This is a genomic window from Eleftheria terrae, assembly GCF_030419005.1.
GTDB lineage: Bacteria > Pseudomonadota > Gammaproteobacteria > Burkholderiales > Burkholderiaceae_C > Caldimonas > Caldimonas terrae.
Window position 1 is genome coordinate 1,045,274 of sequence record NZ_CP106951.1, and the last position, 21,922, is coordinate 1,067,195.

A 21,922-nucleotide genomic window follows, 5' to 3' on the forward strand; every position below is an offset into this window, starting at 1 on the left:
AGCCGGCACGGCATGATAGACGCCTGCAAGGCAGGTCGCGAGGGCCCTCAGTGGACCCCAGCGGGCGCGACACCTGCAGGCCGGCCAGCGGCCGACAGGCGGCCTGCGCGGCAAGCCGGCGCCGAACACCGGCGGCTGCCGCGAGCGGTGGCCGCTGGCGGCGTTCAGGTCAGCCGGGTGTCCACATTGCGGTGTGCCAGCGAGAGGAACTCGGTCGACTGCATCTCGTGCAGCCGCGAGACGGTGCGTGGGAACTCGTGCGCCAGCGGGCCGTCGGTGTAGAGCTGCTCGGGCGGCACTTCGGCCGACAGCATCAGCTTGACGCGGCGGTCATACAGCACGTCCACCAGCCAGGTGAAGCGGCGGGCCTCGGATGCGAGCCGCGGCGACATGCGGGGCACGTTCGACAACAGCAGGGTGTGGAACTGGGTGGCCAGTTCCAGGTAGTCGTTCTGCGAGCGCGGCCCACCGCACAGCGTCTGGAAATCGAACCACACCACGCCGCCGGCGCGGCGCCGGGCGCGAATCTCCCGGTGCTCGATATGGAGCAGCGGGTCCTCGTCACGTGCCTCGGCCAGGCGCTCGAAGGCCTGCTGCATCTGGGTGTCGGCCTCGATGCCCAGCGGCGTGTGGTACAGCTGCACCTGCTCCAGCGTGCGGCGCCGGTAGTCAGTGCCGTTATCGACGTTGATCACCTCCAGCTTGTCCTTCAGTAGCTCGATGGCCGGCAGGATACGGTCGCGATGCAGCCCGTTGGGATAGAGCTCGTCGGGATGGAAGTTGGACGTGGTGATGATGCTGACCCGGTTGTCGAACAAGGCCTGCAGCAGGCGGTGCAGGATCATCGCGTCGGTGACGTCCGCCACATGGAACTCGTCGAAGCAGATCAGCCGGTGCCGCCGCGCGATGCGCCGGCCCAACTCGTCCAGCGGGTCGGCCATGCCCTTCAGCTCGGCCAGCTCGCGATGCACCTCGCGCATGAACTCGTGGAAATGCAGTCGCGTCTTGCGCTGCACCGGCACGGCGTTGAAGAAGCAGTCCATCAGGAAGCTCTTGCCCCGCCCCACCCCACCGAACATGTAGACGCCCCTGGGCAGCGGCGGGCGCCGCAGCAGCTTGGTCAGCGCATTGGAGCGGCGGGCCTTGTAGTCCACCCACTCGTCGTAGCAGCGCTGCAGCGCCTCGATGGCGCGCAGCTGCGCCGGATCGCTGCGATAGCCGCGCTCCTTCAGCGTCTGTTCGTACAGCTCGGTAACGGTGACCATCGAAACCTGTTGTCGTTGTTCGCCGGCTCCTGGGAGCGCGCGTGAAAAGGGCGACCCGCAAGTCGCCCTCCGTCCCGGTGATGCAGGGGCCGCTGCCGCCGCGGGCCCACCGGCTCAGGCCGGTAGGCCGGGCAGCGGCGCCCCGGCCAAGGCTCAGAAGTTGAGCGTGCGCTTGTCCACCGCCAGGGCGGCTTCCTTGGTCGCCTCGCTCAGCGACGGGTGGGCGTGGCAGATGCGCGCGATGTCTTCGGCGCTCGCCTTGAACTCCATCGCCACCACGCTCTCGGCGATCAGTTCCGAGGCGTAGGGGCCGATGATGTGCACGCCCAGGATCTCGTCGGTCTTGGCGTCCGCCAGGAACTTCACCAGGCCGGTGGTGTCGCCCAGCGCCCGCGCGCGACCGTTGGCCAGGAAGGGGAAGCTGCCGGCCTTGTAGGCACGACCGGCGGCCTTCAGCTGCTGCTCGGTCTGGCCCACCCAGGCGATTTCCGGGTGGGTGTAGATGACCCAGGGCACGGTGTTGAAGTTGACGTGGCCATGCTGGCCGGCAATGCGCTCGGCCACCGCCACGCCTTCTTCCTCGGCCTTGTGCGCGAGCATCGGGCCGCGCACCACGTCACCCACCGCCCAGACATTGGGCAGGTTGGTCTTGCAGTCGTCGTCCACCACGATGGCGCCGCGCTCGTCCAGCTTCAGGCCCACTGCCTCGGGGTTCAGGCCGATGGTGTTCGGCACCCGGCCGATCGAGACGATCAGCTTGTCCACCGACAGGATCTGCGAGCCGCCCTTGGCATCGACATAGTTCACCGCCACGCCTTCACCGTCGGTCTTCACCTCGGCGATCTTCACGCCCAGCTCGATCTTCAGGCCCTGCTTGGTGAAGATCTTCAGCGCTTCCTTGGCAATCTGCTCGTCCACCGCGCCGAGGAAGGTCGGCAGCGCTTCCAGCACCGTCACCTCGGCGCCCAGGCGGCGCCACACCGAGCCCATCTCCAGGCCGATGACGCCGGAGCCGATCACGCCCAGCTTCTTCGGCACCGCCGGGATGCGCAGGGCACCGTCGTTGGAGAGGATCTTGTCCTCGTCGAAGGCCGCGCCCGGCAGGGCGCGTGCGTTCGAGCCGGTGGCCACGATGATGTGCTTGCCGACCAGGGTGTCCTCGGTCGTGCCGCTGACCTTGATCTCATAGCCGCCCTCCACCGCCTTGGCAAAGGAGCCGCGGCCGTGGAAGAAGCTGACCTTGTTCTTCTTGAACAGGTAGAGGATGCCGTCGTTGTTCTGCTTCACGACGGTGTCCTTGCGGCCCAGCATCTTCGCCACGTCCATCGACAGGTTGGACAGCGAGATGCCGTGGTCGGCGAAGGAGTGGCCGGCCTGCTCGAAATGCTCGGAGGACTGCAGCAGCGCCTTCGAGGGAATGCAGCCGACGTTGGTGCAGGTGCCGCCCGGGGCCGGGCCGCCCTTGCTGTTCTTCCATTCGTCGATGCAGGCGGTGTTGAAGCCCAGTTGGGCCGCGCGGATGGCGGCGATGTAGCCGCCGGGGCCGCCGCCGATGACGATGACGTCGAATTGTTTGCTCATCGTCGGGTCCTCAGATGTCGAACAGCAGGCGGGCCGGATCTTCCAGCGCTTCCTTCATGGCCACCAGGCCCAGCACGGCTTCGCGGCCGTCGATGATGCGGTGGTCATAGGACATGGCCAGGTAGTTGATCGGACGGATCACGATCTGGCCGTTCTCCACCACCGGGCGGTCCTTGGTGGCGTGCACGCCCAGGATGGCCGACTGCGGCGGGTTGATGATGGGGGTGGACAGCATCGAGCCGAACACGCCGCCGTTGGAGATGGAGAAGGTGCCGCCCGAGAGGTCCTCGAGGCCCAGCTTGCCGTCCTTGGCCTTCTGGCCGAATTCGGCGATCTTCTTCTCGATCTCGGCGAAGGTCATCTGGTCGACGTTGCGCAGGATGGGCACCACCAGGCCGCGCGGCGAGCCGACGGCAATGCCGATGTCGAAGTAGCCGTGGTAGACGATGTCGTTGCCGTCCACCGAGGCGTTGAGCACCGGGTACTTCTTCAGCGCATGCACCGCCGCCTTGACGAAGAAGCTCATGAAGCCGAGCTTGACGCCGTGCTCCTTCTCGAACTTCTCCTGGAACTTCTTGCGCATCTCCATCACCGGCGCCATGTTCACTTCGTTGAACGTGGTCAGGATGGCGTTGGTGGCTTGCGACTGCAGCAGGCGCTCGGCCACGCGGGCACGCAGGCGGCTCATCGGCACGCGCTGCTCAGGGCGGTCGCCCAGGTTGGCCACCGGCGCGGCCACGGCCGGCAGGGGCTTGGCGACGGCGGGTGCCGCCGGGACCTGCACCGGTGCGGGCACCGCAGCGGCGGGCTTGGCACCGCCTTCGATCGCGCCCAGCACGTCACCCTTGGTGATGCGGCCGTCCTTGCCGGTGCCGGCCACCGAGCCGGCGGTCAGGTGGTTCTCGGCCATCAGCTTGGCGGCAGCGGGCATCGCCACGTCGGACTTGCTGCCGCCCGTCGCGGCGGCAGGCGCTGCCGGCGACGCCGCAGCAGGCGCCGGCGCCGCAGCAGCCGGAGCACTGGCAGCGGGAGCGGCTGCACCGGCCTTGCCTTCGGTGTCGATCTTGGCGATGACCTGGTCGGAGGTGACGGTGCCGCCGTCAGCCACCACCAGCTCACCCATCACGCCGGCGGCAGGCGCCGGCACTTCCAGCACGACCTTGTCGGTTTCGATCTCGATCAGGATTTCGTCCTGGGCCACGGCTTCGCCGGGCTTCTTCTTCCATTGCAGCAGGGTGGCTTCGGCCACCGATTCGGAGAGCTGCGGAACCTTGACTTCTACGATTGCCATAACGTGTCTTTCGATGTCTGTGATGCGGCGCGGCCGGCCCCTGGCCCGGCGCCGCGCAGGCGGTCAGGCGGGGCAGGCGGCGCCCGCCCCGACCGCGAAGCTGCTTATTTGGTGAGGACGAAACCCTTGAGCTTGGCGAAGGCCTGGTCGAGCAGCGCCTTCTGTTGCTCCTGGTGCAGGTGGGCGTAGCCCACTGCCGGCGAAGCCGAGGCCGGACGGCCGGCATAACCCAGCTTCTGGCCTTCGCTCATGTTCTCGTGGATGTAGTGCTGCACGAAGAACCAGGCGCCCTGGTTTTGCGGCTCGTCCTGGCACCACACGACATCGACCAGGTTGGGGTACTTCTTCAGCTCGGCCGCGAAGGCCTTGTGCGGGAAGGGATAGAGCTGCTCGACGCGGATGATGGCAACGTCGGCAGCCTTCTTCTCCTCGCGCTTCTTGACCAGGTCGTAGTAGACCTTGCCCGAGCAGGCGATGACGCGCTTGACCTTGGCCGCATCCACCTGCGGGTTCAGCTCGCCGATGACCGTGCGGAACTCGCCCTTGGTGAACTCGGCCAGCGGCGAGGTGGCGTCCTTGTTCCGCAGCAGCGACTTCGGCGTCATGATGACCAGCGGCTTGCGGAACATGCGCACCTGCTGGCGGCGCAGCACGTGGAAGATCTGGCTGGCGGTGGTGGGCTGCACGACCTGGATGTTGTTGTCCGCGGCCAGCTGCATGAAGCGCTCCAGGCGGGCCGAGGAGTGCTCGGGGCCCTGGCCTTCGTAGCCGTGCGGCAGCATCAGGGTCAGGCCGTTGGCACGACCCCACTTCACTTCGCCGGAGGCGATGAACTGGTCGATCACCACCTGGGCGCCGTTGACGAAGTCGCCGAACTGCGCTTCCCAGATCACCAGGGTGTTGGGGTCGGCGCTGGCATAGCCGTATTCGAAGCCGAGCACCGCTTCCTCGGAGAGGATGGAGTCGATGACGACGAACGGAGCCTGGTTGTCGGCCACGTTCTGCAGCGGGATGTAGCTGCCCTCGTCCCACTTCTCGCGGTTCTGGTCATGCAGCACGGCATGGCGGTGCACGAAGGTGCCGCGGCCGCAGTCCTCGCCCGACAGGCGCACCGGGTAGCCGCTGGCCACCAGCGAGGCGAAGGCCAGGTGCTCGCCCATGCCCCAGTCGACGTTGATCTCGCCACGGCCCATCGCGGCGCGGTCGGCGATGACCTTCTCGACCAGCGGGTGCACCTTGAAGTTGCTCGGGATGGTGGTGATGCGCTCGGCCAGGCGCTTGACCTCGGCCAGCGGCAGCGCGGTGTCGGCCGCGTCGGTCCACTTCTTGCCGAGGAAGGGCGACCAGTCCACCGCGTACTTGCTCTTGTAGTCGGTCAGCACCGGGTCGACCGTGTGCTTGCCGGCGTCCATCGCGGCGCGGTAGGCCTTGGCCATCTCGTCGGCCTCGTCGCCGGCGATGGCGCCCTGCGTGCTCAGCTTGTCGGCGTAGAGCTTGCGGGTACCGGGGTGGGCCGCGATCTTCTTGTACATCAGCGGCTGGGTCAGCGAAGGGGTGTCCTGCTCGTTGTGGCCCAGCTTGCGGAAGCAGACGATGTCGACCACCACGTCCTTGTTGAACTCCTGGCGGTAGTCGAGCGCCAGCTGCGTGGCCAGCACCACAGCCTCGGGGTCATCGCCGTTCACGTGCAGCACCGGGGCCTCGATCATCTTGACGACGTCGGTGCAGTACAGCGTCGAGCGGCTGTCGCGCGGGTCGGAGGTGGTGAAGCCGATCTGGTTGTTGATGACGATGTGCACCGTGCCGCCCGTGTAGTAGCCACGGGTCTGGGCCAGCGCCAGCGTTTCCATCACGACGCCCTGGCCGGCGAAGGCCGCGTCGCCGTGCACCAGCACCGGCAGCACCTGGTCGCCAGCCTTGTCGCCGCGGCGGTCCATGCGGGCCTTGACCGAGCCTTCGACCACCGGGTTGACGATCTCCAGGTGCGAGGGGTTGAAGGCCAGGCTCAGGTGCACCGGGCCGCCAGGGGTGGAGACGTCGCTGGAGAAGCCCTGGTGGTACTTGACGTCGCCGGCCGGCAGGTCTTCGGGCGCGGTGTGGTCGAACTCGGAGAACAGGTCGCGCGGGGTCTTGCCCAGCGTGTTCACCAGCACATTCAGGCGGCCGCGGTGGGCCATGCCGATGACGATTTCCTGCACGCCCTTTTCGCCGGCGCGCTTGATCAGCTCGTCCATCGAGGCGATGAAGCTCTCGCCGCCTTCCAGCGAGAAGCGCTTCTGGCCGACGTACTTCGTGTGCAGGTAGCGCTCCAGGCCTTCGGCGGCGGTCAGGCGCTCGAGGATGGCCTTCTTCTTCTCGGCGGTGAAGACCGGCTTGGAGCGGATGCTTTCGAGCTGCTGCTGCCACCAGCGCTTTTCAGCCGGCTCGGTGATGTGCATGAACTCGGCGCCAATGGTGCCGCAGTAGGTCTCGCGCAAGGCCTGCACGATCTCGCGCAGCGTCATCTGCTCGGCCTTGGTGAAGTAGGTGTTCGTCGCGCTGAACGTGATGTCCATGTCGGACTCGCTCAGGTCGTAGAACGCCGGCTCCAGCTCGGGGATGCGGGGGCGCTCCTGGCGCTTGAGCGGGTCGAGGTCGGCCCAGCGGGAGCCGAGGAAGCGATAGGCAGCGATGAGGGACTGGACGTGGACCTGCTTGCGCGCCACGGCCAGGTCGGCACTGCTGGCCTTGACCGCGAAGGCGTTGGACTTGGCGCGCTGGGCGAAGGATTCGATCACCGGCGCATGCGGCACGTCACGCGCTTCGGAGCCGTCGGCGGCGGGGACGTTCTGCAGCGCATCGAAGTAGGCACGCCAGTTGTCCGGCACCGAGCCGGGGTTGTCGAGATAGGCCTCGTACAACTCTTCCACATAGGGCGCATTGCCCCCGAACAGGTACGAGTTCGACCTGTATTGCTGCATCATTTCGCTCACCTTTCACCCCGGTTTCCAGGGCTGTTGGCTGGTTGGACAACCTTCCGCGACACGGCTTGACCGGTTGGCGGATTGCGACCCGCCTTTCATCTGGAATCAATACAGAAACCAGCAAAGGGGACGGGAAGGACCTGCTTTTCAGACGGCGCACTCTAACACCGTTGTAACTCGCTCGCCACTGCGGCAACTGCTTAGCATGTGAAGCATCTGGCGGATGCCAGGGCCGGCACGGCCGCCGCGATGCCTCGCCGCAACCGGCGGGACAGGCATCGCGACGGCAGCCACGATGGGCTTCAGCGCGCGGCGCCGCCGCTGGCCGAGGAAGCCGCCGCTGCGGGTTGCGAAGCGGCGGACTGCGGCGCCTCGGCGGCCGCCGGCAACCGGGTGGTGCCGCCGATGCCGACACCAACGCCGCCCCGCCCCACCCCGACCGTGCCGCCGATGCGGCCGTCCGAGCCGATGGACACGCCGACGCCGCCGAAGCCGACCGGCACCGACAGGCCCACGCCAACCGAACTGCAGGCGCCGAGCAGGGGCACGGCGATGAAGAAGGAAACCAGGCTGCGTCGCATGCGGGCATGTTAGGACTGATTCACATCGAAGTCATCCTTGCGCCGGCGAACCCTGTTGGCAGCGTTGGCGCCTCGTCCCGCCTGGCAGGCCGGGCGGTTTCGTGCTCTCGCGGCGAAGGGCCGCTGCGGCGCCCCGCGGCCCCATGCCGGTGGTCCGGCATAGGGAATGAGAGGCAGGCGGCCGATGCGGCGACGGCTCCAGAGGCGGCAGGCGGTCGCCGGCACGCTTGAGTGACAGCCCCCGAGGGCAGCCGGCGGGCAGCAAAAAGGGCGGCCGAAGCCGCCCTTTTTGCCGGCAGCCACACGGGCTGCCAGCTTGGCCGAGCCGTGCAGGCTCAGGATGCCTGCGTGATGCCGGCAATGGCCCAGTCGCGGCTCTCGTCGAGCGGGCGCACGAAGTGCCACAGCTCGTTGAACGGCTCGGCCGGCGCCTCGGCCGCCTCGCGGATGAGGCCGTGGAAGCGCACCGTCACCACCCACTGGCCGTTCTCTTGCGCCGGGTGGATCACCTCGGCCTCGAGTTGCAGCACGTCGGTGCGCTGTGCGGCGCCCTGGCGCTCCTGCAGGTCCAGGCGCAGCGAGGCAAACAGCTCCGGTGTCGTGAACTTGCGCAGGTCGTCCACTTCCTGGGCATCGTTGGCCGCCTGCAGGCGGATGAACAGCATCTTCGCCACGCGCTCGAAGCCTTGCGCATCAAAGCCGGGAACGGCGACGCCGGCCGGTGCCGAAGCGCCCTTGCCGAGCGAGATGCCGCCCGCCGCAGCGGCAGAGACCGGCTTGAATTCGCCAGCGGTGCGCTGCATCGGCTGCGCGGCTGCCGGGGTACCGAACGGCGCGGGGCCGCTGCCGCCGTGCGCATGCGCGCCGGCCAACTGCATGCCAGCCGGAGCCTGGCGCGCCGCACCGCCGCCGAAGCGGCGCATCAGGAAGCGGATGACGAAGAACAGCGCGGCCGCCATCAGCATCATGGTCAGCATGTTGGCCATGCCTTCGCCGAGGCCGAAATGGCTGAGCAGCGCGGCAATGCCGAGGCCCGCAGCGATGCCGGCGACCGGGCCCAGCCATGAGCGCTTGCCCGGCGCTGCAGCGGCGGCACCGGCAGCCGCCGGCACGCCAGGCGACGCCTGGTTGGGGTTGGCCGGGGTGGCCGGTGTGTTGTCAGGGGTGCGCGGGGGCATCTGGCGTTGCATGCCGGCGCTCTTGCCGCCGCCAATGCGCTTGGCCTCGGCCTCGGACGGCAGGCCGCCGAAACCCAGCCCGGCGACGGCAATCGACAGGGCGAGCAGGAAGGATTTCATCAGTCAGGTCTCCTTGCATTGATGAAGGGATGAGGCGATTGCCGAAGATAGGCAAGAATTGCTTCTGAAAAAACATAGGTTTCGCAGAAGGATACTTCGGAATTCCCGAACTTGAAGCATGGCCACCTCATTCAACTATCGCCACCTCTACTATTTCTGGGTCGTCGCCAAGGAAGGCGGCATGGCCCGGGCGGCGCAACGGCTCGACATGGCGGTGCAGACCGTGAGTGCCCAGGTGCGTGAGCTGGAGCGCTCGCTGGGCCATGCGCTGCTCAAGCCGGCCGGCCGGGGCGTGGCGCTGACCGAGGCAGGTGCCGCGGCACTTGCACAGGCCGAACTGATCTTCCAGCTCGGCGAGCAGTTGCCGGGCCTGGTGCGCGAGGCGGCCACCGAGCGCAGTGTGCGCCTGGCCGTGGGCATTTCCGACGGCCTGCCCAAGCTGGCCGTGCCGCAGCTCTTGCAGCCCGCCATGGCGGGGCACCAGGTACGGCTGCTGTGCCACGAGGACGAGATTGAGCGCTTGTTGGCCGAACTGGCGCTGCATCGGCTCGACGTGGTGCTGTCCGACCGCCCTGCCCCGCCCAATCCCAACCTCAAGCTGTACAGCCATGCGCTGGGCGAGGCACCGGTGGCCTGGTATGCGCCGGCCGCGCTGCTGGGAAGCGCCACCCAGGACTTTCCGGCCTGCCTGGGGCGGCTGCCAGTCTTGCTGCCCACCACGCATGGGGCCCTGCGGGCACGGCTGGAGCACTGGTTCGAGCGGGTGGGCGTGCGGCCGCTGGTGGTCGGCGAGTTCGAGGACAGCGCGCTGCTGGCCACCTTCGGACGCAGCGGCAGTGGCGCTTTCCCGGCGCCACAGTGGTCGCACGACGAGCTGACGCGCGTGCACGGCCTGACGCTGCTCGGCCATTGCACCGACGTGGCCGAGCATTTCTACCTCATCACCGCGCAGCGCAAGATCCAGCACCCGCTGGTGCAGCGCCTGGTGGCCGCCGCCACGGCGGGCGGCGGCACCAGCCCGGCATGAGGCGGCCGCGCCGCACGCGGACGCAAAAAAGCCGCCCCGCGGGGCGGCTGCAAGTCGCGCTCTGGACAGAGGCGAACGTCAGAAATTGTGCTTGATGCCGAAGTCGACGCCGGTCTTGTCTTCCTTCGCTTCGCTGTCGTTGGCCACATCCACATAGACGGTGGTGCGCTTGGACAGCGGGTAGTGGTAGCCGATGCCGAACTTGGACGACAGGTCCTGGTCCGGGTCCTTCGTCTCCAGCTTGCTATAGGCCAGGCGCAGCTCGCCGCTGGCCAGCGGCGCGGCGGCGCCGACGATCCAGGCGCGGCGCTTGTCGCCCTTGGCGTCCTTGCCGGTGCCAAAGCCGCCCAACAGCTTGGCCATGCCGAGGTCCCAGGAGCCACCCACCACATGCCAGGTGGCGTTCTTCTTCGCGAACTTGTCGAAGCCGTAGCTCACCGACAGCGGCCCGCCCACGTAGCCCAGGGAGAGGCCGTAGGTGGTCTTGGTGTCGGTGGCCTCGTCCTCGTCCAGCGCGATCTGGGCCTGCGCCTTGAAGCCGCTGAAGTCGGGGCTGGCGTAGGTGATGGCGTTGGCCTTGCGGGTGGGGGCCAGCTTGCTGCTGTCGCCCAGCAGGTTGCTCTCGTGCTTGGCCACCGTGTCGCCGCCCCAGGGGTCGAGCGCGTTGGCGACATTGCGGGCCGGCGTGTAGTCGCGGCCCAGCGTCACGGTGCCGAAGCCGCCCTGCATCCCCACCACGGAGCGGCCCTGCCAGAAGGTCTTGTTGGCGACGCCGTCGTCGGCGGTGAAGCGGTGCTCGATGTTGAAGATGGCCTTCAGGCCGCCGCCCAGGTCTTCGCTGCCGCGCACGCCAAGCCGGTTGCCCGAGCCTTCCTGCAGCTTGAGGGTGTCGTCGCCGATGTTGCGGGCGAGGCCCAGGTCCACCCGGCCGTAGAGCGTCACGTTGGACGTGGTCTGGGCCCAGGCGGGGGCGCAGGACAGCAGGGCGAGCGTGCTCAGCAGTATCGATTTTTTCATGAGGTCCTCGGTAGTGAGTTCGGTGTTGTCGCGACACCGCCCCCCCTCATGAAGCAGGCAGGCGTCGCCGGGCGGCATTGAGCCCGCGCGCCACAAAGGCGCCATGACACTTCCGAATACACCACCGCACAGCTCGGCCGTCACAGCCGGGTCACGTCCTCATGCCAGCCCCCTGCGCGGTGGTGGGTGGCCGGCCGGCCGCGACCCGGGCGGCCGCGGCCTGCCGGCTGCAGCCGGGCCCGCTGTCAGAAGGCAGGCGCGCCCGACTGCTCGAAGAAGACCGGCCCTTCCAGCAGGAACCGGGAGGTGCCGCTCACCCCGATGCGCTGGCCGTCGAGCAGCCGCGCCGCGACCGGCGTGAAGGGCAGTGTGACGTTGACACTGTCGCGCACCGGCCACACCGCCCAGCCACGCCCCTGCAGGCGCAGCACGCACCAGCCGTCACCGCACCAGCCGTCCTGCACGGTGGCCCCGGCCAGCCATCCGCTGACTGCGGCATAGCCAAGGCCGGCCGGCGTCACGGTGGTCCAGTCGGTGCTGGAGAGCAGCGCCTTGTCAGCGTTGCGGCCTTCCATGTAGTAGTAGTTGTAGTTGCCCACGCCGGCGGCAGCCATGGTCAGCATGGCACGGGCATTGAGGCGGGCATGCTCCAGCGGCCGGTCGATACCGGGGCAGGCCAGGCTCGTGATGTCGCAGGTCGAATCGCCTTCGGTGTTGAAGATCGGCAGGTGCGACAGCCCGTGGCGAGCCGCCAGCTGGCGCACGTTGTAGTGATAGAGGGCCGCCGCCTCCGCGTTCTCGCCGCCGTAGTAGTGGTAGGCCAGCACGTCGATGTGCTTTGCAGCGCCTGCGCTCAGGTAGGCGTCCATCCAGTGCAGGCCCGGCCAGGTGATGTTGGCCGAGACGATCTTGTTCTCCGGGTCGATGGCCTTCAACTCCTCGGCCGCGACGGCCGTCATTTCCGCCTGCTGCTGTGCGGTGCCGCGCCAGAAGCCACCGTAGTTGGCCTCGTTCCACATCTCCCAGTAGCGGATGTGGCCCTTGTAGCGTTGGCCCATCTGGCGCACGAAGCGGCGGAAGGCGTCCACGTCCTTGAGCGGGGACACCGCGCCGTCGGCACCGGCCGCGCCAATGAGCGTCGGGTCGCTGGCAGCCCAGGTCGGCGTGGCCGAGAAGGTGTACATCAGCTCGCCACCGAAGCGCCGCTGGTTGAAGACGTAGTAGTCCAGGCGACGCGCCGCCGCGTTGCCACTGAAGTCGACCGGTGCGTCCTCCGGCTGCAGCGCACGCCAGGTGGTGCCGGTGTCATGCAGGCGCACGATCTGCACGCCCAGCGGCGGCCAGCTGTTGTGCTGGCCGAGCTTGTTGACGTGCATGCCGCTGAACAGGGGTGACACCGCCTGTCCCTGTGCCTGGGCCATCAGGTTGGGGCGCGACTCGATCAGCTCGAAGTCGTCGAGCAGGATGGGCGTGTCGAGGTAGTGGTGCGCCACGCGGAAGCCGCCGCTCTGGTCGGCATGCGGGAAGGCCGCCTTCAGGCTCAGCTGTTCCCAGTTGCCGGTGCCTTGCACCACCTGCTGGGTGAGCGTCTCCCAGGGCTGCTGGTCATGACGCAGCTGCAGGGTGGCGGTCTTGCCGACCGGCAGCTTCCACTTCACGCGCACTTCATACGCTCGGCCTTGCTTCATCGGGAAGGCGCGCACCAGGTGCGCGTCGCCGCTGCCCTTGCCAAGCAGCACGAAGGACTGCGCACCGGTGCCCACCGCGGCGTCGTAGCTCTTGCTGGCGCTCCAGGTGGCGCCATCGAAGGCGTTGACGGTCCAGCCCGGGGCCCGGGTCGTGAAGCTGTCGTCGAAGGTCGAGCGGGTGACCACCACCGGCGCAGGAACCAGCGGCGGGTCGCTCTGCAGGGTCACCTCGGCAAGCCCTGACCTGGGCGTCAGCGCCGCAGGCAGCACGGGCTCGCTCTGGGCGGTCGCCGTCATCATGAGCGTCGAGCCGCTGGTGGACGCAGGGGTGGAGTCCTGCGTCGAATCGGCCGGTGCGATCACCTGCTCCGGCGCATCGGCGGTGGGCTGGGAATCGGTGCTGGTGGTCGACGTGGTGGCACTGCTGCCGCCACCCCCACCGCCACCGCCGCAACCGGTGAGGGTCAGGGCGGGCAGGAGAAGAAGGGCAAGCGTGGCAATCGGTTTCATGGGGATCTCGGGTTGACCTGTTCCCCTTAGCGGCATCGCTGAACCGTGGCTTGAGGGCGCGCGGCTGCGAATCAGACCCCGACGTGTGGAAGTACCGTTGGCTTAAGCCGTCGCCTGTGTGCTGTCGCCCTCGCCGGCCCGCAGCCCAGGCTGGGAGCGGGCGGCGGCCGGTTTGCGGCGCGCTTGCACGGCCTGTTGGGGGGGCGGCCTTGCCCACCGTCGTGCAGTCGTTCGGCAAGGGCGTGCATCGGCACCTTCCCGCACTGCGACGCAGCGCGCGGCGGCGTCTTCGCGGCTGGGGCCACCGCGGCGCCGCGGCCCTTGTATAAGCTCCAGCCTGCCCCAGCTTCACCGGTGCGCCTTCGCGTGCCACCTGCCTCGACACCATGCTGACCCAGGACACCACCACACTGGCTTTCCAGACCCGCGGGCGCGGCCTGCTCGACATCACCCAGCCGGTGCGCCGCTGGGTCGAGGCACGGGCGCAACGCACCGGCCTGCTGACACTGTTCGTGCGCCACACCTCGGCCAGCTTGCTGGTGCAGGAAAACGCCGACCCGCAGGTGCAGGCCGATCTGGAGCGGTTCTTCGCGCGCCTGGTGCCCGACGGCGACCGGCTGTTCGAGCACACGCAGGAAGGCCCGGACGACATGCCGGCACATGTTCGGGCGGCGCTGACGCAGACCCAGTTGTCCATCCCGCTGCTCGACGGGCGCCTGGCGCTGGGCACCTGGCAAGGCGTCTACCTGTGGGAGCACCGGCTGCGGCCGCATCGCCGAGAGGTGGTGCTGCACCTGCTTGGCGAGTGAGCGGCATGCGGGCCGAGGTGCGGCGCTCGGGCCGGCTGCGGGGCCGCCCGGTCCCGGCGCCGCCGGGTGGCACCGGGACCTGCCGGGCAGGCGCGGCAGCCCGCGGCCCGGCGTGGCGGCCGCAAGAGGCCACCGCCGCTGTCGGCGCACTGGCGCCAGCGGCGCACGGCGCCCGCGGCCTGGTGGTCATCCGGCCACCAGACGTGCCGACGGGTGTTCAACGAGGCTGCCAGCGCCTCCGACACCACGCTCGCGCCCCGGAAACGGGGCCGCCGCCCGGACTCGACCGGAACGCCTCGGCGCGGCCTAGGCCCGCGGCCCGGCCAGGCCGGGATACAGGCGCGCCAGCACCGCCCGGCCCGCTGCCGCCAGCCACGCCTGCAGCCGGCTGGTGGCCTCGCCTGCCTCGTCCGGCGCCGCCCCCTCCTGCCGCAGCGCGTGGAGTTCGGCCCACAGCGGCTCGAGCTGGGCCTGCCGCTCGGCCACCACCGCCTGCACCACCTCCTGCCAGAAGGCCGGATGTTCAGACTCGGTCCAGTCGCCGCGGCCGCGGCCGTAGTGGGCCACCGCCAGGTAGCCCAACAAGGCCGAGCGGACGAGTCCGTCGAGCACCTCGGGCGCCCAGCCCAGCATGGGCTGCTCGACGCCTCGCAGCAGGTTGTAGCCGCGCGCCAGGCCGGCAGCGCCAAGCGCGCCCAGCACGCCACCGGCAAGCAGGCCACCGCCCAGCGTGAGGCCGCCACTCAGCACATCGGCCTTCAACCCGGCCAGCGCGCCCGCGACGGCGCCGCCCCACAGGGCCGCACGCCCTTCACTCACCGGCGCCTGCAGCGCGTAGTGCTCGGCCAGCCGGGTCAGCACACGCTCGCTGGCGTGGCCGGCCAGGCCGTGCAGGGCGATCAGCCGGTCGGTGGATGCCCGGATGTCGGCGTCCAGCCGTTCGGCCAGATGCTGCATGGCCTGCTCCCGCGGCGTGGCGCGTCCTCCGCGGTGCAGGCCCAGGGCGGCGCCGACCTCGCGCAGCCGGCCGCTCCAGCCGTCGGCGGGCAGCGGCTCGCGGTCGAGTGCGGCGTGCACCAGTCGCTCCGCCAGCACCGCCATGGCGGCGTGCCAGGTGGCCTCGCTGCGGGCCTGCCAGGCCCCGCGCAGGCGCTCGAAGGCCGGCCGCTGCGCGGGCGGCAGCACAGCGTGCACTGCGGCGAGCAGGGTGTCCTCCTGCACCCAGCAGCGGGCGAATGCGTCCAGCGCCCAGACGCCGCGCACCACGGGGACTGCCGCGATGCGCCCGCGCCATCGCTCGAGTTCAGCCGCTTCGGCAGCCGGTGACTGTGGCGGGCCCATCTGGTTCAGCAAGACCAGCACCGGCTTGCCCACCAGGCCGAGCACTTCCAGCTCGGCATCGAGGTAGCCTGCGTCGTCCGGCGCCTCCGAGGCGTTGACCAGGTAGAGCACCACGTCGGCCTGCTCCAGCACATGGCGCACGGCGCGCTGGCTCGACCAGAAGGCGCGGTCGCGGAAACGGTCCCACACCTCCGTGAGGAACCAGCCCAGCGCCTGGCCGGCCTGCAGCCGCCGGGCCAGGCGGACGCTGTCGCCGAAGCCCGGCGTGTCCCACAACAGCAGGCGGTCGCCGGCGGCGGATTCGATCAGCGTGTGCGGCTCGGCCTCGCGGGTGACGTGCGCCTCGTCCCGCACCTCGCCGATGTCGCGGCGCAGCAGGGTGCGCGCCAGCGTGGTCTTGCCCACATTGGTATGCGCGACCAGGCTCAGGGACAGGCTCGCGGCAGCGGCATCGGCCGTCATGGACGCGGCTCCACCATCGCTTGCGACAGGTCCACGAACAGCGCGGCCTGGCCGCTGTCCTGCAGCAGCGCCTGCCAGGCCGATCGTCGTTGCGCGAGGCGCTGCGCATCCGCCCCGAAACGCTGGCGGAAGCCGGACTCGTCGATGACCACCCGCACCGGCACCTCGCCCCGTTGCAGCAGCAGGCGCAGCAAGGCGCCATGGTTCTCGCGTTCCGGCGTGGCGGTGAGGGCGAACAGCAGCACGCGCGCGCCCCCTGCAGGCAGGGCTGGCAGCCAGCGCACCGGGTCGTCCTCGCCGCCCAGCGGCACGGCAGGCGCGAGCGCTGCCGCCACGGGCCCGCCCAAGGCCTGCTGCAGCACCGCCTGCAGGCCGGGCAGCAAGGCGTCGGGCATGTGGTAGCTGTAGGGCAGCACCTGGACCGCCAGCGGCTGGCGGCGCTGCTGGCGCAGCAGGCCCTGGAAGTAGGCATCCTGCAGCGGCAGCGGAAAGCGGCGCGCGAACCGGGTTGCTTTCCGCGCCGCCAGTGCCGCCAGCACCAGGCGAGGCAGCAGCACGGCCCAGCCCAGCGTCAGTGCCTGCAGGTGGATCCAGCGGGCCGCGTTCTCGCTGCCGCCACTGGAGGCGCGCAGCGCCGCCAACTCAGCCGGACCGGGCAGCTCGATGCCACCGAGCCAGGCGGCCGGCGCGAGCACGGCACGCAGCAGTGCATGCACCGTCTCCGGCACCAGGAAGGTGCTGTCCCAGGACGCCCGGTATTCGAAGGCCAGCCCGCGCAGGTAGAGCGAGGCCACCGCCCCCAGCGCCAGCGCGGCCGCTGCCGCATGCAGCAGGGCTGCACCGCGGGCTGCCTGCAGCGGACGGGCCGCGTGCAGCCAGGCGGCGGCAAAGCGGGCCAGCGCCGGCGCTGCGCCAGGCCGTTGCAGCCGCCGCATCGCACCGTCCGCCAGGCCACCCAGCGCCCGCCGCAACGGCCCGGGAGCCGTGCGGCCCGGCCGCACGGCGGCCACCACCAGGGCCAGGTAGACAAGCAGGTTCCACACCAGCAAGGCCAGCAGGGGCGGCGCCAGCAGGTTGATGTGCCCGGAGGCTCCCGCCGCATTGCCCGCCATCCCGAGCAGGAAGGCCGCCGCCACCAGCAGCAGGCCCCAGCCGCGCAGCGGGTGGGCGGCAAGCGCTGTCGCCGGCACGGCACCGCGCTCCTGCAGGCGGCGCACCGCCAGCCCGGCACGGCAGGCCAGCAGGCGCTCTGCATCAGCCGCCTCGCCCACCACATGCAATGCCTCCTGGGTGGCCCAGGCGGCATCGGCGTCGGTCCACGGGGTCGTGGGCGGGTCCTCGAAGGCGCGGGTCAGCAGCAGCAGGCGGGCGTCGGATTCGGTCATGCGCAGGATTGGAATCAGATTGCGTCATTGTGCCGGTGCAGGCGGGCCGGGGCCGGCGCAGCTGGCCGCCGCAGGCCGCGTCGCGACGACAATGCCGGCACTGCGCCCACCGGGCCGCCATTTCGCCTGCACATGTCCTTGCCGCACACCCGCCGCTCCACCACCTCGCCCTCGACCCGGCTGGCCCGGCAACTGAAGCAGATCCGCCGCCGCGGCGAGATGCTGGCCCATCAGCTGCGGCAGCGGCACTGGCTGCGGCTGCATGTCGCCTGCATCGCCTTGCTGACGCTGGCCGCCACCTGGCTGGCGTCCGCGCTGCTGATGCACGGGGGCCTGGTGTCGCTGGCGGCCCGCTACGCCATCGCCCTGCCCCTGGGCTACGGCTTCTACCTGCTGCTGCTGAGGGCCTGGGCCGGCTCGCTGCTCAGCCGCCGGAAGAGCGACGCAGGCATCGATGTCGGTGACCCGGGCTTGCCTGGAGACACCAGCGGGAGCAGCGCAAGCACGGGCGGGGGCACCGGCGGCGATGCCTGGCACGGCGACGGCGGGGGCGACTTTGCCGGTGGCGGCGCCGACGCGTCCTGGGACGCCGGCGACTCCCCCGTCAGCGAGCTGGCCGGTCAGGCCTTGGAAGGCGCCGGCTCGGTCCTGGAGGGCGCGGACGAAGGCGCGGTGGTGGCCATCCCCTTCATCGTGGTGCTGGGCCTGCTGGCCCTGCTGGCCGGCTTGTTCGGCGTGGGCCTGTTCGCGCTGTTCGGCGTGGATGTGCTGGTGGCAGTTGCGGTGGAGCTGCTGCTCGCCTCGGCGGCCGGCTCGCTCGCCTACAAGGGCTTTGCCGAAGGCTGGCTGGGCCGCGCGCTGCGGCACACCTGGCGCGGCGCGCTGGGCGCGCTGGTCCTGGCGGTGCTGCTCGGCCTGGTGATCGACCACTACCTGCCGGCGGCGCACTCGCTGCCCGACGCGCTGTACCTGCTGCGCCACGCTGGCGGCTGAGGCCCGGCCGGCCCGCCGCGCGACCACCGCCGGTGTAGTGTAAGTAGCAGCCACGCCGACACGCCCTGCCACCCGCCTGCCCGGCAGCCAGCGTCCCCACACGGCACGGCGCCGCAGCGCCCGCAGGGGCCGGACCGCGTCGGCGGACCGCCGTTAACAACTTCTCGCGCCTGGACACCGGCCACCATCGGCCGCGATGCTCACATGGCGGCGCTTCGGCCCGCCGGCGCGCCGCGCAAGCGCTGGCCGAGCCGGGCCAACGAGGAGACGCACCATGCCCCCCACACCGAGCCGCCGCGCTTGGCCGCGCGCCCGCCGGGCCCTGGCCCGCACCGCCCTCGCCTGCCTGGCCGCCGCGCTGGCGGCCTGCGGCGGTGGCGGGGGCCCGTCCAGTCCACCCGCGGCAGAACCACCGCCACCGGACGAGGCACCGGGCTACCAGCTGCCCTACGAGCTCTACCTGCCGGGCACCCTGACGCAGTGGAGCCACACCGCGGAGAACCGCTTCATCTTCGATGTGGCGCGCGGGGTCTACCATCTGGACAACGTGCGGGCCGGCCTGGCCGGCGCCGACGGGGGCCGCAGCCTGAAGATCAGCAGTGCGGGCTGGACCCACCAGTTCGGCCTCGGCCCCAATGGCGCAGCCACCCCGGTGGAGCAGTCCACCCTGCGCTTCGACGGCTCGCGTTCGGTCACCCAGCTTCAGCACCATGCCGACAGCAAGAACCTCTACCTGCCTCTCGACAGCGACGCCGCCGACCCGGCCGGCCGGGTGCTGCTGGACTTCGAGGTGCGGGTGCTGGAGCCCGGCCCCACCCCCAAGGTCCGACTCACCATCGTGAAAGACGAACCCACCCTCACCGACACCCTGAGCGTGCAGGCCGGCAGCGATCCGGCCGCCATCCTGGGCTATCGCGGCGACGGCAATTACGTCGGCGCGCTCTACCTGCAGGCCGGTGACAACCGGGTGCGGCTCACCGCTGCCGACGGCCGGCGCTGGCAGGCCCACCTGGGCGCTGGCCAGCAAAGCGCGGCGCTCGTTCCCTGCGAAGGCACCTGCGATTCGACGCTCACCGTGGACCTCGGCTTCTGGTACGAAGTGCACGTGGCTGCCCCCGGCGGCGCGGCGGCGCCCACACTGGCCCTGCGGCGCCTGACACCGGACGAGGCCAAGCCGGTCGCCCCCCATTTCGATGCCGACGGCGAGCCGCAGGCCCAGGCCTACCCGCCCTATGCCGGCGAGCCCGGCGGCCGCAGCGAGACGGTGCGCGTGTCGGTCAGCGATCGCCGCGCGCCGTGGCGCCGCTACACCCTCAGCAGCACCGCCGAGCAGCGCGACGGCACCCCGCAGTACCGCGTGGTGGAGGAAGACGCGGTCCACCCGGTGGTGCGCACCGGCAGCCTGCTGTTCGATGCGCTGTTCGCGATGGCGGTGGACGATGCCCGGCTCGACAGCGTCAAGGCCATCCAGGATGGCAGCTACGACGCAGGCCATGCGGTGGCCTGCGACTGCTTCCAGACCGGCGAGAAATGGACCTACGTCTGGACCCGCGACCTGTCCTATGCGGCCCACCTGGGGCTGGCCGGCTTCGATGCGCAGCGGGTGGTCAACTCGCTGCTGTTCAAGACCAGCGACTGGCGCGACGGGGTGGCCGCCCCCGGCTCGCTGCCGCCCGGCAGCACCCAGATCGTGCAGGACACCGGCTCCGGCGGCAGCTGGCCGGTGAGCACCGACCGGGTCACCTGGGCCTGGGCGGCCGAGAGCGTGCTGGCCCAGTTGACCGGCGACGCCCGCAGCCGCTTCGCCGAGCAGGCCTGGGCGGCGCTGCGTGGCACGCTGGAGGCCGACCGCGAGGCCGCCTTCGACGCCCGCCAGGGCCTCTACGGCGGCGAGCAGTCCTACCTCGACTGGCGCACCCAGACCTATGCACCCTGGATCACCGACAACCTGAGCCGCATGGCCAGCAGCAAGGCCTTGTCCACCAACGTGGGCCACTACCAGGCGCTGCGGCTGGCCGCACGGCTGGCCGCCGAGCGGGGCGAAACGGCGCTCGCGGCACGCTACGGCGGCTGGGCCGACGCGCTCAGGCTGGCAATCAACCAGACGTTCTGGCTGCCCGCCGAGCAGCGCTATGCCAGCCTGACCAGCACTGGCGACGACCCCGCCGCGGTGCACAAGTTCGACATGCTGGGCACGGCCCTGGCGGTGCTCTCCGGCGTCGCCAGCGAGGCGCAGGCTCGCGAGGCCCTGGCCCGCTATCCGCACGCCCCCTTCGGCGTGCCGGTGTACGAGCCGCAGCAGCCTCATGTGCCGGTCTATCACAACCGCGCGCTGTGGCCCTTCGTCACGGCTTACGCGCTGCGTGCCGCGGCTCGGGTGCAGAACCCCCTGGTGGCCGCCAATGCGGTGGATTCGCTGATGCGCGGCGCAGCGCTCAACCTGTCCAACATGGAGAACCTGGAGTGGCTGACCGGCAAGGCCTGGTATGACGACGGCCCGGCCATCAACTCGCGGCGCCAGCTCTGGTCGGTGGCCGGCTACCTGAACATGGTCACCGAGACCCTGTTCGGCCTGCAGGTGGACGCCAACGGCCTGCAGCTGCGGCCCTTCCTGACGGCCAACGCCCGGCAGGCCATGGGCGCCTCGGACACCGCGGTGCTGGACCGCGTGCAATGGCAGGGCCGGCCACTGAAGGTGGTGCTGCACCTGCCGCCCATGACGCCCGGTGAGGGCTTCTATGCGCCGAGCTCGGTGACTCTGAATGGCCAGCCGGTGAGCGGCATCCTGAGCCGTGAACACCTCTCGGCCTCGACCAATACGCTGGAGGTGCGCTTCGGCGCCCTGCAGGCCGGCGACGCCCGCATCACCCGCGTTCCCGTCGTCAGCAGCACCAGCCATGACGACTGGCGCGTCTTCTCGCCCGAGGCGCCGGTCATCGATGGCCTCGGCCTCGCGCAAGGCCGGCTCAGCGTCAGCTTCTCCGACCCGGGCAACACTGGCGCGGGCCAGTCGGTGCGCTACAACATCTGGCGCGACGGTGTGCTGGCCCAGGCGGGCCTGCAGTCGCTGCGCTGGACCGACCCCGTGCCGCCGCAGCCCGGCCAGCGCCGTTGCTATGCCGTGGAAGCGGTGTTCGACGGCAGTGGCCACCGGTCGCACCACAGCGCCCCGGCCTGCTGGGAGGAAGACGCGGTCCAGGTGATCGGGGTGGACGATGCGCGGGTGCAGAGCAATGTCCCGGTCAGCCCCGCGGGCAACGGCCTGGCCCTGCCCACGCTGCGCGACTGGGGGCGCCCGGGCGACACCCTGCACCTGGACGAACTGAACCTGGCCCGCGACGGCCTGCACGGCTTCGAGCTGAGCTACAACAACCGGCAGCACGCGATCAACTCCGGCATCACCAATGCCGTGAAGCTGCTGCGCATCCTGCGGCCAGACGGCAGCGAGGCGGCACGCGGCATCGTGCAGATGCCCAACGTCGAAGACCGCGACGGCCAGCATCCGCTGGTGCTTTCCACCCAGGTGCAGGCCCGGCTGGCGGCGGGCCGCTACCGGCTCGAACTGCTCGACTACTTCAACATGAGCTACCTGCGCACCAACGCGAGCTATGCGGGCAGCGGGGGCCTTTCGGGGCCGGTCAACCGCGCGAGCATCGCGGCGCTGCGGGTGGTCTACCTGGGCGGGCCATGAGCCGACCGCCGGCGCACCGG

General features: G+C 70.3%; 14 protein-coding genes. 4 read left to right on the forward strand and 10 right to left on the reverse strand.

What is annotated here, in order from left to right; translation table 11 throughout:
* Nucleotides 1-164: 164 nt before the first annotated feature.
* From zapE to N7L95_RS04710, 6 genes are all read right to left on the reverse strand, one after another.
* Nucleotides 165-1,265, reverse strand: coding sequence for a cell division protein ZapE (gene zapE / locus N7L95_RS04685; protein WP_301258654.1), 1,101 nt, complete (start codon nucleotides 1,263-1,265; stop codon nucleotides 165-167).
* A 153-nt stretch (nucleotides 1,266-1,418) separates the two neighbouring features.
* The gene (gene lpdA / locus N7L95_RS04690; RefSeq protein WP_301258655.1) at nucleotides 1,419-2,846 is read right to left on the reverse strand and encodes a dihydrolipoyl dehydrogenase; all 1,428 of its coding nucleotides are present in this window, start codon (nucleotides 2,844-2,846) and stop codon (nucleotides 1,419-1,421) included.
* Nucleotides 2,847-2,856: 10 nt separating this feature from the next.
* Nucleotides 2,857-4,137, reverse strand: coding sequence for a 2-oxoglutarate dehydrogenase complex dihydrolipoyllysine-residue succinyltransferase (gene odhB, locus N7L95_RS04695; protein ID WP_301258657.1), 1,281 nt, complete (start codon nucleotides 4,135-4,137; stop codon nucleotides 2,857-2,859).
* 104 nt (nucleotides 4,138-4,241) lie between these two features.
* Nucleotides 4,242-7,100, reverse strand: a complete 2,859-nt coding sequence (locus N7L95_RS04700) for a 2-oxoglutarate dehydrogenase E1 component (protein ID WP_435870058.1) — start codon at nucleotides 7,098-7,100, stop codon at nucleotides 4,242-4,244.
* A gap of 302 nt (nucleotides 7,101-7,402) precedes the next feature.
* The gene (locus N7L95_RS04705) at nucleotides 7,403-7,681 is read right to left on the reverse strand and encodes a hypothetical protein (RefSeq protein WP_301258659.1); all 279 of its coding nucleotides are present in this window, start codon (nucleotides 7,679-7,681) and stop codon (nucleotides 7,403-7,405) included.
* A gap of 335 nt (nucleotides 7,682-8,016) precedes the next feature.
* Nucleotides 8,017-8,979: a Tim44 domain-containing protein gene (locus tag N7L95_RS04710; protein ID WP_301258660.1), complete on the reverse strand. Its 963-nt coding sequence runs from the start codon at nucleotides 8,977-8,979 to the stop codon at nucleotides 8,017-8,019.
* Between the two features lie 118 nt (nucleotides 8,980-9,097).
* Between N7L95_RS04710 and N7L95_RS04715 the strand changes: the two genes are divergently transcribed.
* Nucleotides 9,098-10,006, forward strand: coding sequence for a LysR family transcriptional regulator (locus tag N7L95_RS04715; RefSeq protein ID WP_301258661.1), 909 nt, complete (start codon nucleotides 9,098-9,100; stop codon nucleotides 10,004-10,006).
* Nucleotides 10,007-10,084: 78 nt separating this feature from the next.
* Here the strand turns inward: N7L95_RS04715 and N7L95_RS04720 are convergent, their stop codons facing one another.
* Nucleotides 10,085-11,023, reverse strand: a complete 939-nt coding sequence (locus N7L95_RS04720; protein ID WP_301258662.1) for a porin — start codon at nucleotides 11,021-11,023, stop codon at nucleotides 10,085-10,087.
* Nucleotides 11,024-11,268: 245 nt separating this feature from the next.
* Entirely contained in the window at nucleotides 11,269-13,221 is a 1,953-nt protein-coding gene (locus N7L95_RS04725; RefSeq protein WP_301258663.1) for a carbohydrate binding domain-containing protein, read from the reverse strand.
* 389 nt (nucleotides 13,222-13,610) lie between these two features.
* On the opposite strand from N7L95_RS04725, the gene N7L95_RS04730 reads away from it, so the two are divergent.
* Nucleotides 13,611-14,030, forward strand: a complete 420-nt coding sequence (locus N7L95_RS04730; protein ID WP_435870088.1) for a secondary thiamine-phosphate synthase enzyme YjbQ — start codon at nucleotides 13,611-13,613, stop codon at nucleotides 14,028-14,030.
* A 306-nt stretch (nucleotides 14,031-14,336) separates the two neighbouring features.
* Here the strand turns inward: N7L95_RS04730 and N7L95_RS04735 are convergent, their stop codons facing one another.
* Nucleotides 14,337-15,833, reverse strand: a complete 1,497-nt coding sequence (locus tag N7L95_RS04735) for a GTPase domain-containing protein (protein ID WP_301258665.1) — start codon at nucleotides 15,831-15,833, stop codon at nucleotides 14,337-14,339.
* Nucleotides 15,830-17,218 (reverse strand): DUF2868 domain-containing protein, encoded by a 1,389-nt coding sequence (locus N7L95_RS04740; RefSeq protein ID WP_301258666.1) that lies wholly within the window; start codon nucleotides 17,216-17,218, stop codon nucleotides 15,830-15,832. Before N7L95_RS04740 ends, N7L95_RS04735 begins: the two co-directional genes overlap by 4 nt.
* 132 nt (nucleotides 17,219-17,350) lie before the next feature.
* Between N7L95_RS04740 and N7L95_RS04745 the strand changes: the two genes are divergently transcribed.
* Nucleotides 17,351-18,211, forward strand: a complete 861-nt coding sequence (locus N7L95_RS04745; protein WP_301258667.1) for a hypothetical protein — start codon at nucleotides 17,351-17,353, stop codon at nucleotides 18,209-18,211.
* A gap of 274 nt (nucleotides 18,212-18,485) precedes the next feature.
* Nucleotides 18,486-21,902, forward strand: a complete 3,417-nt coding sequence (locus N7L95_RS04750; RefSeq protein WP_301258668.1) for an alpha-L-rhamnosidase-related protein — start codon at nucleotides 18,486-18,488, stop codon at nucleotides 21,900-21,902.
* Nucleotides 21,903-21,922: the final 20 nt, after the last annotated feature.